This is a genomic window from Candidatus Lokiarchaeum ossiferum, assembly GCA_025839675.1.
GTDB lineage: Archaea > Asgardarchaeota > Lokiarchaeia > Sigyniarchaeales > Promethearchaeaceae > Lokiarchaeum > Lokiarchaeum ossiferum.
This window is the reverse complement of the sequence record CP104013.1, coordinates 5412110-5429484: the sequence shown is the minus strand read 5'-3', so window position 1 is coordinate 5429484 and position 17375 is coordinate 5412110. Positions and strand designations below refer to the sequence as shown.

The following is a 17375-nucleotide window of genomic DNA, read 5'->3' as shown; positions in this document are numbered from 1 at the left end:
ATCAAATAGTAAATGTTTTTTTATTAGGTGCTTTTGTTCTTCCCATGAACAAGTCAAAAATTTCAAATACTTTGCTTTTTCAAATCATTAAAGAAAAACACCTTCTTTTACCAGATATCATGAAAGAAAATGATATGGACTGTTGGATAATATTTGTTAGAGAAACACCTTCTAATCCTGATCCTATCATGAATCTTTTAGTGGGTGGAGATGTCGTCTGGAAAGCAGCATTCATTTTTTCGATTTCAGATGGAAAATTCAAGAAAACGGTTATTTTGGGGGAGGGCGATTCAAGCGCGGAAAAAAGAAAAGGAATTTGGGATGAAGTAATTGGATATGTCAAAGGAATTTCTGAGACCTTAAAAACGTTTATTGATAAATTAAATCCGACAAAAATTGCATTAAACTACTCACTTGATGATGTAGTTTCGGATGGGCTGTCACATGGCATGTATTTAAACATTGAACGAATTTTGGGCGAGCATAAAAAGAAATTTATTAGTTCCAAACCATTAGTGCATGCAGTGAGAGGGCGTAAAACAAAAACTGAAATCGAATTGGTACAAAAAGCCTGTGAACTCACTGAAGAAATTAATAAAAAAATGGCCAAACAATTTAAAATCGGTGTAAGTGAAACTCAGATCCAAGAAATGTTCTTTAAAGAAATGGAAAATCTTGGAGTTGAAGAGGCATGGCAGAGAAATTGTTGCCCGGCAATTGATGCTGGACCAGATAAAGAAATTGGGCATGATGGTCCTCGGGAAGATCTATTTACTCAAAAGGGACACACATTACATAACGATTTTGGAGTGCGATTGAATGGATATTGCTCAGATATTCAAAGAATGTGGTTCTTCGGAACAGAAGATGAAATTCCAGATGAGTTAATTCATGCATTTAACACCGTTCGTGATGCCATTCAAAAAGCCGCAGATTACATCAAACCAGGCGTTACTGGGCATTCAGTGGATACTATCGCACGTAATCATGTAATATCTCAAGGATATCCCGAATATGGTCATGCTTTAGGACATCAAGTAGGAACCGAAGGGCACGATGGGGGAGTTCTTTTAGGACCTCTTTGGGAGAAGTATGGAGATATTCCAAAAGGATTGGTGGAAGAGAACAATATTTTCACATTAGAACTCGAAGTCGTGACGAAGAATTATGGCACAGTATCCTTAGAAGAAGATGTTGTAATTACAAAGGATGGCTGTCGCTTTTTAGTACCACCACAAACCAAATTTATTACATTGTAACAAGATCAAATGAACCAAACTCTTTTTTTTTTTCCTTCATTATATTTCTTCCAAAGATGGCTAACGAAGAAAAACTCCGGAAAAAAGCGGAAGTAGCTTTAGAAAAAGCAGAAATATTAATGGATAACGATAACCACAAAAAATCTGCAGAACACTTTAAAAAAGCGGCCGAATTATTCTTAGAATTAAAGGAATGGAAAATTGCTGAAAAATGTTTCTTCTATTCTGCGAAAAATTATCACACCTTAGGAGGAGCCCGAGATTTCCATCGAGCATCATTATTGGAATATGAAGCGGGAAAATGTTGTATATTCACGAATGATTTTGAAAAAGCACGGGATTATTTTGATATAGCTTCAAAATCCATCTTGAAATCGGATGCAAAGAATCCGGACGAAATGGCCACAACAGATATTTGTTTTGCTTTTCTATGTTATTTTGTTCAAGGAAAATATGAAGAAGGTATCGTTTATATAAAGCGTTTCAAAGATCAGATTGATCCAGACATGTATTCATCTCATTCTTTAATGGTTTTAGTGCGAGATCTCACAAAAGCAATTATCAACGAAAGAGAAAAGTATATTGATTCAATCGTTGATAACTTTGGGATCCATAAATATGGTGCAGCGGAAACTTTACTTATAAAAGAAGCTCTAATTGTTGGACTAGCGTCCTTAATGGTAAAATTTGAGTTAGGGATGGATAAAACGGAATATGAACGCGATGATTCGATTGAGGTAAAATCAATCTTAGATTGTACCCGCTTAGGAGAATTCAAAAATTATAGCATATTACCGCGTGTGTTTAAATCACTCGTTATTGAAAAGATGGAAATTGAAATTGGAGACAACATATCCACGAAAGAGAAAATTGCCCTTCCAGAAAAAATACAAGTTAAGGACTTCGGGAAAAAGGTTTTACCGTTTAAATTTCGAACTAATTTTCCTGGAGAAGGTTTCATCGGTCCAATCACACTAACTTTGGTAATTGATGGAAAATATCGTTTCAAATTACAATCAGAAAAGCAAGAATTGTTAATAACTTCCCCTAATGCCGTGTTAGGTATAGATTTATTGCCTTTGAAAACACCAGTTATTAATCAATCATTTCCTCTTCAAGTGAATGTTTCCAACAATAGCGAGGGACCCGCTATGGAAATAAATGTAGAATTTGAATTTCCCGAAGATTTGCGATTGATGCGGGGAACTTTACAAAAGAATATTTATTCTTTGGATCCAAATGAAGATATGAAATGGCAAATCATTGTGAAAGCTTTTGATGGGGGTGAGATTCCGATCAAAGCGACAGTTTCCTTCAAAGATGGAGATGGAAATGCCAAAGGACCATTTACAGCAGATTTACCATTAAATATCAATTTGTAGATTGAAAAAGACTCTTTTTTTCTTCTTTTTATCGCAAGTATTGTTTTGCACCCTTATAGAAAGATATATATGTTTTTAACCTAAAGATAACTAAAAAAAAGAATGACTCAGATAATCGAGATGAACGAAATTTGCAATTAAGGAAAAAAAAACTAGGGTTAGCATCTGGTGGAATTAACATAATCATTTTAGATGATGAAGATGCTTTCAAAATTAATGCTAAACCGGGAAGTCGAGTAAGAATTTTTAAAAAGAATTTAGATGGGACATTGATAGAACCAGGAATAATTGCGATTGTAGATCTAGCGACTGGTTCTGGAATTGTGGAACCGGGAGAAGTAGGTGTATATGACGAAGTAAAAGATAAATTAGCTTTAGGGGAAGATGATAAGAATATTGAAATCTTTTTATCCTCAAAACCCAAATCATATGCCGCAATTCGAAAAAAAATCAAAGGAAAAGAACTTTCGACTCAAGAGATATTGGGAATTGTCAATGATTGTGTGGATGAAAGGTTGTTGGGAATAGAGTTAGCTTCTTTTATAACTGGCGTTGAAATTCATGGATTAACTGAAAACGAAATTGTAGATTTTACCTATGCTTTTACCCATTCTGGAGATATTCTTGATTTAGGACCAAATGTTTATGATAAACACAGTACGGGAGGAGTTCCTGGAAATAAAATCACATTAATTATAGTCCCCATAATAGCATCTGCAGGCTTACTGATCCCAAAAACATCAACAAGGGCAATAACTTCCCCATCTGGAACAGCCGATAGCATGGAAGTACTTGCATCCGTTTCATTCACCAAAGAAGAAATCTTAAATATTTTGGAATCTAAAAAAGCGGGAATATTTTGGGCTGGAGCCATGAAATCAGCCCCTGCTGCGGATATTTTTATAAAGATTGAGAAATCACTTAATATCGACCCATTACCGATAATGATTGCATCTATTTTGGCCAAAAAATTAAGTATGGGCGTAAAAATTTTGACGATGGATATTCCTGTAGGACCAGGAACTAAATTTCCGACGGTAGAAATTGGTCGGAAATTTGCTCGACAATTTAAAGAAATTGCAGCCCGTGTTGGAATTGAGTGCACATGTTTGCTAACTTCTGCATCACAACCCATTGGTCATGCTGTAGGACCAGCATTAGAAGCAAGAGAAGCTTTGCGCTTACTTATTGATCCATCTGTAGGACCGTCAAGCCTTTTAAACAAATCAACAGATTTAGCAGGAGCACTTCTAGAAATGGCAGGAAAAGCTCCAGAAGGCAAGGGTAAAGAATATGCAACGGATATTCTTAAATCGGGAAAAGCATATGATGAAATGAAACAACTTATTCGTACTCAAGGAGGTTTTCCCGATATTCTTCCAGAGGATATAACCGTAGGGCCTTATATTGCAGAAATGAAAGCAGATATACAAGGAATAATATCAGAAGTTAATAATAGACACATTAACAGCATTGCTAAAATTGCAGGATGCCCTGCTTCAAAATCAGCAGGCATAGAAATTGAACACAAAATTGGACATAAAGTTCAACTTGGAGATACTATCTTGAAGATTTATGCCCCAACAGATTCTCAGCTGAAAAAAGCAGTGGAATATTATAATTCCCATCCAGTTTTCAATTTTGCAAGCATGACCATCGAGAAAATCTAATACTCCTTTTTTCTATAAAGTGATTTTTTTTCGGGATTTGCCAATTCTTTTTATTATTTATGATAACACACGCTTTACCCAAACAAATAAAGGGTGGAAATGCAATTTATCTTTGTTGATTAACCATGAAATTCAAGTTTAGAAAACTAGGCATATCCAGTGGAGCAGTAAAGATAATAGTCTTAGACGATGAAGATGCATTTGAATTGGGAGCAAAACCAGGAGATCGTGTCAGATTAATCCCATATAAAACCGATGGAACTAAATTAGAACCAGGTATCATTGCAGTTGTTGATATTGCAACAGGAGAAAAAATGTTATCGCGTGGGACAATGGGTTTATATGACGAAGTTTATGAGAAATTGAAGCTCTCTAATGATTATAAGGGAATAGATGTTCAACTCTCTTCAAAACCTAATTCTTTCTTGGCTATTAAGGCAAAAGTAAAAGGAAAAGAACTAAGCACTCAAGAAATTCAAGATATCATCAATGATTGTACTCATGAGCGATTACTCGACATTGAAAAAGCATCATTCATTATTGGTTTGGAAGTCCGAGGGGCTACTGATCGGGAAGTTGTAGATCTTACTAATGCCATGGCCCACTCAGGAGAAGTTTTAGATTTTGGATCAGAGGTTTATGATAAACATTCAACAGGTGGAGTTCCAGGAAATAAAGTTACATTAATTATTGTCCCAATAATTGCAGCTGCGGGATTATTTATTCCAAAAACATCAACCCGTGCAATTACATCACCTTCTGGCACAGCAGATTCATTTGAAGTACTAGCACCTGTTGCATTTTCCAAAGAAAAAGTATTGGAAATTTTAAAAACGGAAAAATGTGGTATTTTGTGGGGAGGTGCTCTGGATTCAGCGCCTGCTGATAATGCATTAATACGAATAGAAAAACCACTGACCATGGATCCGTTTCCGCTAATGATAGCATCAATTATTTGTAAAAAGATGTCAATGGGTGTAAAAAAATTAGTACTTGACATTCCTTGTGGAAAAGGAACCAAGTTTCCCACCTTAGAAGATGGTAAGAAATACGCTATCAGATTTAAAGATATTGCCCAAAAGGTTGGAATTCAAACCGTTTGTCTCTTAACAAATGCATCTCAACCGATTGGTCATGCTGTAGGACCTGCTTTGGAAGCTCGAGAAGCGATGAACCTTCTTATTAATCCATTAGAAGGACCATCTAGTCTTCGAAATAAATCGTGTGAACTTGCAGGAATTCTTTTAGAAATGGCAGGAAAAGCACAAGAAGGTCAAGGAAAAGATCTCGCCTTAGAGATCCTTAATTCTGGACAAGCTTATACAGCTATGAAACGAATGATAAAAGCTCAAGGAGGAAACCCAGACATTTTGCCTAAAAATATTGAAGTGGGACCATTTGTGGCAGAAATGAAAGCGTCTTTTGATGGATTTATTACTTCAGTAGAAAATGAGCATATTAATCGCATTGCAAAGATTGCAGGATGTCCAGCAGCCAAAAAGGCAGGAATCGAAATACTCCGAAAAATCGGTCAAAATACGGAAAAAGGAGAAGTTATCTTTAAAATTTATTCCGATAGTGAACACCGTCTAAAAAAGGCCGTTGAATATTATAATGCGCATTTACCCCAGATTTTGGGAGGAATGACTCTTGAAAAAATCTAATCTTTTAATAATTTTTTAAATATTTTTTAGGTCAGTCTCATGGTTTCTATTAGCTCAAAATCTAAGATCAAAGAACGTACTCTCGTATTCTGGAGAAAATTCACGATCTGGAATAATATGGAGATAAACACTCACAAGTATGAATTAATTAATCAGTTTTTACAAGATGAATATTCAATAATTCCTGAAAAAGAGCGTGTAGGAAAAGGAAAATATTATATCACCGTTTCCATGGCAGAGGGGTTAATTACGCAAAAAAATCTCGGGACTTTCTTTCCAAATATTGAGAAAAACATACCCAAAATTTTGAACTTTATTCAGCAATTATTGAAAATCGCTGAAGAAAAACAGAATACTTTTGTTATATTTTTAGGCCTTTGTTTTCTTGGACAATTGATCAAGTTTGAAACCACTTCCATGAAAAGGGTTTATAATATTGTGAAAAAATGGGCAAACCACTCAACATGGGAAATACGCGAAGTTAGTTGTTATCCAATAAGAATAGGATTAAAATATCGAAAGAATGATACATTACGTACATTATTGGAGTTAACCCATTCTTCTGAGCACAATCTGCGTCGTTTAGCTGTAGAAAGCTTACGAGCTTCGGCAGACCTTAAATGGTTAAGAGATCCTTCAGAAAATCAAGATATGATAACAATACTCAAAAATCTAAATCATGATGAAAATATTTATGTAAGAAAAGCAACTGGCAATAATTTGAAAGATTTAAGTAAATATATCCCAGAAAAGATTCTTGAATTAGCGAACGAATGGATAAAAGAAGCAAATATACTAATTTCAGATGATTTGGCATCAAAAACAAAAAAAGAATTGGGAAAAGATAATTTCAATTTAATTTGGACTCTAAAACATGCACTTAGGTGGATTCAAGCTCGAAATCCAGAATATCATCCCCAATTGACCTTAGTTATGGGATCCAATTATGTTCAATATTTCCATGAAAAAACAAATAAACGTGCATTACCAAAAAAGAAATGATTAATCCATACTTTCATTTATGATTTTATTCTTGAATCCATTGAATACCAAATCTTATTATTTTGGAAAGCCAACAATATAAAATGAGATGTGTAATATTCTAGTCCTTCATGGATCACCGCGTCGAGGTCGAAATTCTGATACATTAACGGAAAAATTCTTGGATGGCATTAAATCAAAGGTTGGAGTGAAGATTGAACATTGCATTTTAGATAGAATGAATATTGCCCCTTGTCGAGGTTGTTTTGAATGCACCAAGGTCGAACCACACTTATGTATAATCAACGATGATATGCAACAAATCTATCGTTCTTATCGGGCAGCCGATTTGATTATATACACTACTCCAATGTATTGGGATTATATAACTGCACAAATGAAATTGGCTATTGATCGTATGGAACCATTAGCATGGGATGGATTTAGTGGAAAAAAAGTGTTTGCAATTTTCACATATCGGAATCATTATGAATTAGCCGATCAATTCTTCAAACAAATTACCCCTTTCTTTAAATTAGATTATCAAAGCTATCCATGCCAAACTTACGACCCAAAAACACAAAGAGATATTCCCATCGAGGAACTTCCTGAAAAACAAGAAGAAATTTTTACTCTAGGGATTAAAATGGGGGAAAAATTGCAATTATGAATTATAAAACAAATAAAGAAAAAATAAAAGACTATCTATCAATTGAATCATGTGCAGGAGCATCTTGGAGCCCTAAGGATGATTTCGTTAGCATGATATATAACCAACCGGGGCAATTCCAAGTATTTGATTTAAAAATCCACGAAAATGCCCAAAACTGGCCCAAACAACGCACTTTTGAAGATGATCGATGTACTGATCCACATTATCTTAAGGATGGAACGATTGTTTTTCTTCGAGATTTTAAAGGAGATGAAAATTTCCAAATAGGTTTGATTGACAATACAAAACAAATTCATTGGATAAGTTCGGATGAGAAAGCAAAACACTTTTTCACATATATTTCTAAGGAATATCTCTATTTCTCAGCAAATATTGAGAATAAAAAATGCTTTAGTTTGTATCGTCAAAAACTACCTATATTGAAAAATCCTATGGAAAAAATTTTTACCCCACCGGGGAATTCAGGTTTTTACAGTACCAGATTAGAATCCCCTAACAAAAAATCGGTAATTATCACCAATAATATTAGTATTGTCCACCATAATCTAATTTGGTTAAATCTTGAAGATCATTCCCAAGTAAATTTGTCTGAACTCGCAGCTCCAAATCAAATTGCAGTATGGAAGCCGATTCGTTTTATTGACGATCATCATTTATTAATTTTGACAGACTATAAAGCGGATTATTCTCAATTAATGATTCTATCGATTACAGGTGAACTATTTGAAATAAAAGATATCAATAAATTGCCTCCCTATGAAATTCATGATTGGACTTGGAATTCTTCATCGCCCTATACTTATTTTGTGGTTAATGAAGAGGGCTATTCTAAATTGTATAGGGGAAAATTTTCTTCATCTGGCACTAGTTCAATCGAAAGCATCTTACTCCCAGTAGAAGGAGTTATTATCGGGGGAGATCAACGAACTTCCACAAAAAATTTAGAATTAAGTCATAATGGAAAATATTTAAGTGCAGTAATTTCATCAAGTGATTTTCCAACAAATTTGTGGATTTTAAACACAACTAAATTGAACTGGTGGTGTGCAACAGATATGAATCTCCAAGGTTTGAACCAAAAGGAGTTCAGGAAGGCTTCACTTTTTCATTTTGAGAGTTCAGATAATATATCAATCCCATACTTCAGATATCTTCCTTCAGGAAAACGGCCTGAAAAGGGATATCCAACCATATTCATAATTCATGGAGGTCCAGAAGGCCAATCTAAACCAAATTTTTCGGGTTTGCACCAATATTTCTTGGCAGCCCATTTTGCCTTGATCATTCCCAATATTCGAGGGAGTTCGGGATATGGGACGAAGTATGTAAATTTGGATAATATTGAAAAAAGATTAGATTCCACACGAGATATTGCAGAACTCGCAAATCATCTTTCAATTAATGACAATGAAATTGATGGAAACAGATTGGGTATTTTTGGAGGAAGTTATGGAGGATTTGCAGTGCTTTCAGCAATCACTGAATATCCTGAATTGTGGAAAGCAGCGGTCGAATTATTTGGAATTTCAAATTTTGTAACATTCTTAGAAAATACTGCCCCATGGAGGAGAAAATTGCGGGAAGTGGAATATGGTTATTTAGATCGAGATCTTGAAATTCTAAACCAAATCAGTCCCATCCATAAGATAGACAAAATTCAATGTCCTTTATTATTGGAAGGTGGAGATACTGATGAACGTGTCCCAATCTCAGAAACAATACAAATGTATGAAGCAATTAAGACAAAGGTGCCTTCAAAATTAATTCGTTTTGAAGATGAGGGACATGGAATAACAAAATTGAAGAATAAATTAATCTTGCATCCGCAGATCGTAAATTGGTTTAAAAAATATCTATAAATCTTTTTTTCTTCATTTCCATGATTAAAAAATCAAATTACAAGAATTTGAATTGATTCAAATCATCCATTTTGCATTTCATAAAAGGATATAATTTCTGCTGTGGTAGTTATCTGATAAATATCTTTATCATTACGAGTGCGTTGATAAACGGGAAATCGAAGCCCATACCCACTAGAATTGGTTGGAGTCGCCCCAGCATCCGCCTTGTTACTAATTGTGAGCTCATCACCCATAACTTCAATTATCAATTTTGGATCTACCCACATGTCTGGAACATCAGAACATATCACATTTTTTGGACATTTCGGAACTTCAAATTCCCGCAACTGTTCCGTAAATTGGATCAAATCGTCATCTGTAAACCCAGACCCAATACGTGTTAGGAATTCAAATTTATTAGAATCGGAATTATATACTGCCCCAAATAAAGGACTTAAAATACCTTTCCGCCTTCCTTTTCCCCATGAACCTCCAATAATTACAACATCAATAGTATCCACCATTTTTGCACCTTCTAATCCCTTCAACTTGATCCATAAGAAACCACGATTCCCTGCTTTATAAATTGCATCTTCTCCTATTTTTTTATTCATAATACCTTCAGCTCCTTTTGCACGAGCTTCATTGAAATAGTCCACCATCATTTCGGACGAATGAATCATTTTCATTTGGGATAACTGAAGATGATCAGAGGGAGTAAATAGGGATTCAAGCATTTTTCTCCGTTCCATTAACGGAAGGAACATAGTAGTGGATTTTTCAATTGAATGAGTTTCATCAGGGCGAAAATAGAGTATATCAAAGCAAAAAAGAGAAACGGGAACTTCTTTTATCATTTTCTCAATATCGTACTTTCTTCTACGTGTACTAACAACCTGAAATGGTAGCATTTTTTCAAAAAATGGATCCATAGCCACAATTTCACCTTCAAAAATGACCTCGTAGGCTTTAATTTCATCCCTAACAGCTCGAATAACATCAGGGTATTGGAGAGAGATATCTTTAAGGTGCCGGGAAAATAACTTCACTTCATTGCCATGCTTATGCACTTGAACTCGTTCCCCATCGTACTTATATTCAGCAATGAAATCACCACCACCAAGTTTGGCTTGAATTTGTGGATATTGAATTCGTGAAGCCAACATCATTCTAATTGGAACACCAACTTGAATTCCAATTTCTTGCAACCCTTTTTCTCCTTTATCCAATAATTTCTTAACAATAAATCCTAAGTCTGGAAATATATTGTATACTTTTTCAATTAGATGCCGTTTACTTTTATCACCTAAAAACACAATTGCAAGGGAATCCATGATCGTCATATCTGCAAGTCCAATTCGAAGATTGGAAAGAATTATATTTACAACATACTTCGCACTTTGAGGAGTGCATCTTCGTAATATGCCATTAATAAGATCTATTTTATTTTCTTGACTCCCATCCCCTTTCAATAATGAGAGTTTTTCAAGATCTTTGTACAAAGCTTCAATTTGAAATGTTTTCTTTTTTTTAGTTTCTCCGGTTTTAAAAGCAGAATCTAGAGAATATTTAACCCTTTTACTCCTTTCCTTTTTCAAGATGTTTTGAACAACTTCACCAACATCACCCGTTTTATTAATTGCTTTTTTGATTTGGGAAGACTCGGAACTGGTTAGTTTGACCATGGCTTGAATAATCATCTTCTCTGCCACTCCAAATTTTGGCCATTCGGTAATCTCTGACACTAATCGCCCTTGGGTTAAATAAATTATCTTTGGAAAATCCTCCCCATCATCAGTAGTTCGGCATTCTTGAAATAACTGAGCAAGGATATCAATAATTTCCAACCGCTTTTTGGTGGCTCCAATCCGTTCATAATACTGGACTACGGTATTAAAATCCATCTTCAAAGTTTAATAGATTTTAAGTTTAAAAAACACTCATATTAACTAGGTGCTAAAAATAATCAAGAAATTAGTTAAAAAAAAGGATAAATTGATTAAAGAGAATCAACGATTTTTAAAATTGCATCTTTCTTTTCTTTGGGAATCTCAAAGAAAGATCCTGTTTGAAAACTAATTTCTCCATTTTCAACTTTGAAGGAACAGATTTTCCCATCCATTTGTTCAAGAGACAAAATTCCATCATCTTTACGGGAAATCCATAAATCCTTAAACTCACTTAGCACAGCCATAATAATGGCACCTTTTTTCTGATCATCTGATTTCGTATCAACGGGTTTTACAGCCGTAGGAGCAGGTGCAGACACTTTTTTTAATTCTGGAGGTGCATCTGTTTTTGGAGACACTTCTTTACTTGGAGCGGCAACTTCTCCTTCACCCAATTTAGTAAAAACACTGTTTCCAATAGAAGTAAATTGACAATTTAACAACGCCATAAGTTTATCATTATCTTCAGTTGTTGCTGGTTCGCGTCCAACTTTTCGATCATCAATTTCAATTATTTTGGATAAATCTCTTCCAACTATTGCATTTCCGGCTTGATAACCGTGACCTTTGATTGATTGTGCCTGACGTAAAGCCATCCTTCGTGGAACTAAAGCTCTCCTTTTGCCATGCCATAACCATACAGTTTGATTTTCTTCGTCCATGATGATAATGCTTCGATCGGGCGTTAAACTCTCTTTACTGAACTCTATCGCTTCAACTATGCCTCCTTCAACAACATCAAACATCATATAGAATGATTTTCCTTGGTTCATTTGTTTCAACTCGCTTTATATCTTACTTCAATAATTTCTTAATTATTTATAGTCTGCGCTAACCTAAAAAAAGCCTTACTGTTTTTTGATTTAAGTTAATATTGATAAACATAAGGCGTGCAATTTTTAATATTTCGAAGCGGATCATCCATTTTTTTTCCAGTGATTAAGTAGTGCAAAATGCCTAAATTCTCACGATGTGTAATTACTATAATTTTCTCTCCATCATTATGGAGAGCTTTTATGGAAGCTAAAAATTTTTGTGTATTTCTAATTAAATCTGCTGTGGAATCCCCATTAGGAGGAATAAATGTTGCATCACCTGATCTCCATTTTTTATATAAAATCGGAAAATCACGTTCCACTTCATCCAATGTCATTCCAGAGAATTTCCCTAAACTTCGCGAACTTAATCGAGAATCAATCTTAATAGAGAGAGAAGAGCCATTCTTTAATATTTCGGCAACTTTTAACGCTCTTTGTCGTTCAGATGAATATATAATAGAATATTCCTTCAAAGAATCGCGGAATTTTTCAGCTAATTGAAAAGCTTGTTTAATACCATTTTGGGTTAAAGGTGGATCCGCTTGACCTTGAACTTTTCCTTCAACATTCCAAGTTGTTTCCCCATGCCTAATAATTGTGATCTCAATCATGATTGAATTTTCCATTCATTTTTCGCATTAAAAATACCGTTATTAACACGCCAATTAGTGAAATAAATCCAACAATAGAAACGAAATATCCCCAAAAAAAGTGGGTTTTATAAGACTCATGAAGTGATATTAAGTTCAAATCATCCCAGCTGATTAATTTTTTAAAATCAGGTGAAATTAAATCGCTATATTTCTCTTCGCAAACAACACCAGTCAATACATCAACAAATTGGACATATGAGGCATTTAACGGTTGGATTTCAACACAATTTACGGTTTTTCCCCCATAATTTTTTGAAATGATATTTTCTTCATCCAGAGTGGCAAGATATGCTTGGTCATAGATTAAATTTTGGATAACTTTAGTAGAATTGATGAATTTTTGTGTTTTAAACTCATATATGCTCATTTCTACAGAAATATTTGTGGAATCAATAGATAATATTTGATACCGACAATAACTCATCTGTTTATCTTCTCTAATTTCATAAATGAGCACATCCCCTTCATTTATTCCAAAAAGAAGAGCGTTCGATGAATTTAATGTGGAAATCAAACAAGTACTAAGTAAAATTAACAGAATATATTTTTTGCTCTTCATCTTCTTTAACTGAATTTTTTCATGCTATTAGAAAATAAATAATGTTCGATTCCATTAAATTCTATTCGTAACCTTTCAACCCTATCCTAGCGAGTCACTTCAATTATCAGATTTTACCAATTAGATAAAATTCATTGCTTTAAAATCAAATTTTTTCAAATATATCAAAACCATTTAAAATGAATTAAGTTTTAAAGTATGAATAACAAAAAAATTAGTAGAGATTTTGAATATATCAAAAATCCGAATTTTTAGGAATCATAAAAATGGATATCAAATCTATTAAAAATAAAAAAAATTTACGGACAAAAGAAGAGATATTAAAAGATTTGAGACAAGAAAATCACCCTAATCCGGAAATTGCTTATGAACAACTAATAAAAATTAGGTCTGATTTTGATCACAATGAAGAAAAGCAATTCATGGTTTCTTTTTTGAATAGTATTGGAAATAAAGTTGATAGGTTTAAAATGGTTGAATTATTGGGGCAAAAAAAACAATCAAATAGTGATTTGCAAGATAAATTGAATAAGAAACAACCTGCAGTCAGTCATCAATTAAAAATGTTGGTACAAGATGGAATAATACAAGGAGAAAAAAAAGGAAAATATACTTATTATTCATTAAATCGACTAAAATTTGAAGATATGGCAAATATACTAACAAAATGGATTGATGAGGCATCAAATTGGTTTGGTGAATTGTCTGCATGAACCAAGTAATTTTTGAAAATTTGATCGAAGCATCCATAAGCATTGATGCCAATAAGAGAATTAAATTCTGCAATAAAGCGTTGCTTCGCAAAATAGGATATACTAAAAAAGATCTTATAGGGCAAAAACTCTTTGATTTTATTCATATTAATGATCTAGCGAATTTTAAAAAGAATTTAGAAAAAGTGAAAAACAATTTTCCACTTGATTTTATCAAATGTCGGTTACAAAGGAAGGAAGAGCACAAATATATCCATTTTAATTTTAGAATTGTTTCTGAATTTAAAGAAAAAGCCAGAATTTTTCATCTGATAGAGAATAAATTGATTGAAGACTCATCTAATGTTGTTTCATCAAATGAAAATGCCCCAAAAATTCAGATTAATATTGATGATATTCCAATGAAAATTCTTTCTGCGGATTTTCAGAAAACTTATCAATATCTCTCCAAGTTTAACTTGATATCAAAAGCAGAATTTATCAAATTCTTCACATTCCAACCTGAAAAACTCAAAAGGGCTTTAATGAAGGTTAAAATTTTACAATTTAACCAAAAATTGGCCCAAAAATTTCATATAACACACCCAAAACAATTAATCCCGCGATTTAGTGAAAGTTTAATCAATGAGATTCAAGTCCAGTTATACCCTTTCCTATTTGATATAATCCAAAATCACAAGAAGGGAGAATTTAAATTAATTTTTAAGGATAAAGAAAAAAAAATCAATTATTTCATAATTAATTGGATGATCTCAGAAAAGAAGATGTTCAATTATGAAAATGTGGTTTTTGTTATATCAGATGAAACTAAGAAAAAATCTCTACAAAATGTATTGGATCAAACAGAACATAAATATAAACGTATAATTGAGACTTTTGGAGGGGAAATATATACTTGTTCTGAAGATCATATTGTGGAGTACGCTAACGCTGAAGCAATTCGGAAACATAACACAAATCCTATCGGTACAAAATGTTTTACTGCTATTTATGGTTTAGATCAGCGCTGCCCTTGGTGTCAAAACGAAAAATTGTTTCAAGAAAAGATGGAAATGGAAGGAGAAAAATTTAACCCTCGGAATAATCGTTGGTATCATGTTATTATAACTCCCAATTTTAGTCTATTGGGAAAACGTTCTAAAACCGTAGTAATGATAGATATTACGGAAATAAAGGAAGCAAAAGATGTATTAACAACTCGTTCTAAACGTCTAGAATTTTTAAATGAAATATATAAAAAGAAATTTGAAGGAAACACTCTTGAAGACTATTTCATGCACTTACTGCAGTCAAGTTTTCTAATAGGGGATTATAACGCAGGGGGCATCATTGTTTTTGAAGAAGCCTTAAAAGATGGATTACTAGTTGCCCAATCCAACATGTCAAAAACATTGATAGAAGAAATATGCAAAAATCAATTCGAAATTGTTGATATTTGCCCAACTTTCATTAATGATATTCAATTTTACATTCCACAATTAAAACTGGATTCAACAATAGGAGCAATAGCATTTGTACCCATTTTATCCATGAATAAAGAGATTGGAATTTTAATATTAATTAAAGAGAGCTCCATTGAATTTTCTAATCCAGAAATGGAGTTCCTTCTTTCCCTTGGAGAAGAATTAGGAATGATAATCAAGTCTGTCAAGGCAGACTTAGAACTTAAAGAATCACTTTCTGAGAAGGATATTCTATTGAAAGAAATACATCATAGAGTCAAGAACAATCTCCAAATTATTATTAGTTTATTTAATCTTCAAACACGAAATATAAAAGACTCAAAAATCAAAGAATTTTTTGAAGATAGTAAAAATCGAATTAAATCAATGTCACTAATCCATGAAATCTTGTATCAAACTGAAAATTATGCGAAAATAAATTATAATCGATATATTCGATCTTTAGTCGGTAATTTGATTCGATCTTATCGAAAAAATGTTTCTGAAATCCACACGATATTTGATATTGATGAAATTTCTATTGATATCAATGATGCGATTCCATTAGCACTCATTCTTAACGAATTAGTTTCAAATGCTTTAAAATATGCATTTCCAAAAGGAATTGGTAAAAAAACATTGAAAATTTCATTAAAAAAACACAATAACCAAGTAGTTCTTACTGTTATGGATAATGGAATAGGAGTTCCGAAAGATTTGGATCTAACTTCATCCAAAACTTTGGGTTTGAGATTAGTTTCGATGTTATCAGCCCAATTAAATGGAACCTATAACATTTTAAATGAAAAAGGAACAAAAGTACAAATTTTATTTAAGGTAAATGAAATCTAATGGAGGAAAGAATAGATTGAATCAAAAAATATTAATTGTTGAAGATGAACCAATTCCAGCAGAAGATGTCAAAGAAATATTAGAAGCTGAAGGATATACCATAATTGGAATTGTTAATAATGGCTTAGATGCAATTGATGTCGCATCTAAACAAAAACCAGATATGGTCTTGATGGACATTAATTTGCAAGGAAATATGACCGGAACAGAGGCAGCAGTTGTAATTCAATCTTATTTCAAAATACCTATTATTTTTTTGACAGCATATGCCGATAAAACCACGCTAAAAGAAGCAAAAAAGGCTAATCCCTATGGTTATATTATTAAACCATATGAAGAAAATGAAATTTTAACCACCATTGATATTGTTTTTAATAAAAGACAAATGGAACAAGAAAAAGAAAAATTATTCTTGCAGGAAATTAACAGTGTGAAAAAAGAATTAGAAAAAGCTCATTTAAATTCAAATTCAAAAACACAAAATCAAGAAAATTCAGAAGAGAATGTTATTTCAAGTTTAACTACTACACCAGATATTCAAGAAAATGAGAATTTTTTAATGGAAATGCTTGAAGAATTTAGTAATACTGATAGATTTTTGATTTTAGATTGTCTTCGCTTGAAAGCACATTCCATCTTAGAACTTGAAATAATTTTGCAAAAAGCCCAACCCACATTATATCATCATATCCGCCGATTGGAACAGAAAGGTCTCATTAAGGGAAAAAAAAATGGAAAAATAACTTATTACTCCCTCATGGAACATAATTTTCAAACCTTTTTAACATCCTGGAAGGCATGGACCCAAAAATTCACTGCTTGGTTTGGAGTGGAATAATAAAGAGAAAAAAAAGTGTGTGTGTGTGTGTTTTTAAAAAAGTGTGTGTGTTAAAGAGATAATAGATTTTTCAAAATATAA

14 protein-coding genes are annotated in these 17375 nt (G+C 33.1%); 10 read left to right on the top strand and 4 right to left on the bottom strand.

All coding sequences use genetic code 11. The features are described from left to right. Window positions 1–44 precede the first annotated feature (44 nt). The 7 genes from NEF87_RS23160 (at window position 45) to NEF87_RS23130 (ending at window position 9488) form a co-directional block, all read left to right on the top strand. Window positions 45–1259: a M24 family metallopeptidase gene (locus tag NEF87_RS23160; protein WP_457917700.1), complete on the top strand. Its 1215-nt coding sequence runs from the start codon at window positions 45–47 to the stop codon at window positions 1257–1259. A 56-nt stretch (window positions 1260–1315) separates the two neighbouring features. Then, entirely contained in the window at window positions 1316–2641 is a 1326-nt protein-coding gene (locus tag NEF87_RS23155) for a hypothetical protein (RefSeq protein ID WP_457917699.1), read from the top strand. A gap of 131 nt (window positions 2642–2772) precedes the next feature. After that, window positions 2773–4311, top strand: coding sequence for a thymidine phosphorylase (locus tag NEF87_RS23150; protein WP_457917698.1), 1539 nt, complete (start codon window positions 2773–2775; stop codon window positions 4309–4311). 125 nt (window positions 4312–4436) lie between these two features. Further along, entirely contained in the window at window positions 4437–5975 is a 1539-nt protein-coding gene (locus NEF87_RS23145) for an AMP phosphorylase (protein ID WP_457917697.1), read from the top strand. Between the two features lie 39 nt (window positions 5976–6014). Further along, a complete protein-coding gene (locus NEF87_RS23140; protein WP_457917696.1) occupies window positions 6015–6977 on the top strand; it encodes a DNA alkylation repair protein in 963 nt (320 codons plus the stop codon). 88 nt (window positions 6978–7065) lie between these two features. Beyond that, window positions 7066–7626 carry a flavodoxin family protein gene (locus NEF87_RS23135; protein WP_457917695.1) on the top strand — a complete coding sequence of 187 codons (561 nt, stop codon included), beginning with the start codon at window positions 7066–7068 and terminating at the stop codon, window positions 7624–7626. Further along, window positions 7623–9488 (top strand): alpha/beta hydrolase family protein, encoded by a 1866-nt coding sequence (locus tag NEF87_RS23130; protein WP_457917694.1) that lies wholly within the window; start codon window positions 7623–7625, stop codon window positions 9486–9488. Before NEF87_RS23135 ends, NEF87_RS23130 begins: the two co-directional genes overlap by 4 nt. Window positions 9489–9550: 62 nt before the next feature. Here the strand turns inward: NEF87_RS23130 and NEF87_RS23125 are convergent, their stop codons facing one another. From NEF87_RS23125 to NEF87_RS23110, 4 genes are all read right to left on the bottom strand, one after another. After that, on the bottom strand, window positions 9551–11374 hold the full coding sequence (locus NEF87_RS23125) for an ATP-dependent DNA ligase (RefSeq protein WP_457917693.1): 1824 nt from the start codon (window positions 11372–11374) through the stop codon (window positions 9551–9553). 95 nt (window positions 11375–11469) lie between these two features. Continuing rightward, the gene (locus NEF87_RS23120; RefSeq protein ID WP_371803892.1) at window positions 11470–12192 is read right to left on the bottom strand and encodes a hypothetical protein; all 723 of its coding nucleotides are present in this window, start codon (window positions 12190–12192) and stop codon (window positions 11470–11472) included. 95 nt (window positions 12193–12287) lie between these two features. Further along, on the bottom strand, window positions 12288–12848 hold the full coding sequence (locus NEF87_RS23115) for a histidine phosphatase family protein (RefSeq protein ID WP_457917692.1): 561 nt from the start codon (window positions 12846–12848) through the stop codon (window positions 12288–12290). Then, on the bottom strand, window positions 12841–13449 hold the full coding sequence (locus NEF87_RS23110; RefSeq protein WP_457917691.1) for a hypothetical protein: 609 nt from the start codon (window positions 13447–13449) through the stop codon (window positions 12841–12843). The genes NEF87_RS23115 and NEF87_RS23110 overlap by 8 nt, the downstream gene beginning before the upstream one ends. Window positions 13450–13715: 266 nt before the next feature. Here NEF87_RS23110 and NEF87_RS23105 point away from each other — a divergent pair, with 266 nt between their 5' ends. The 3 genes from NEF87_RS23105 to NEF87_RS23095 are packed head-to-tail and all read left to right on the top strand — an operon-like array spanning window position 13716 to window position 17294. Further along, window positions 13716–14162, top strand: a complete 447-nt coding sequence (locus tag NEF87_RS23105) for an ArsR/SmtB family transcription factor (protein WP_371803889.1) — start codon at window positions 13716–13718, stop codon at window positions 14160–14162. Further along, window positions 14159–16456, top strand: coding sequence for a histidine kinase dimerization/phosphoacceptor domain -containing protein (locus tag NEF87_RS23100; RefSeq protein WP_457917690.1), 2298 nt, complete (start codon window positions 14159–14161; stop codon window positions 16454–16456). The genes NEF87_RS23105 and NEF87_RS23100 overlap by 4 nt, the downstream gene beginning before the upstream one ends. After that, entirely contained in the window at window positions 16446–17294 is an 849-nt protein-coding gene (locus NEF87_RS23095) for a response regulator (protein ID WP_457917689.1), read from the top strand. The genes NEF87_RS23100 and NEF87_RS23095 overlap by 11 nt, the downstream gene beginning before the upstream one ends. Window positions 17295–17375 lie beyond the last annotated feature (81 nt).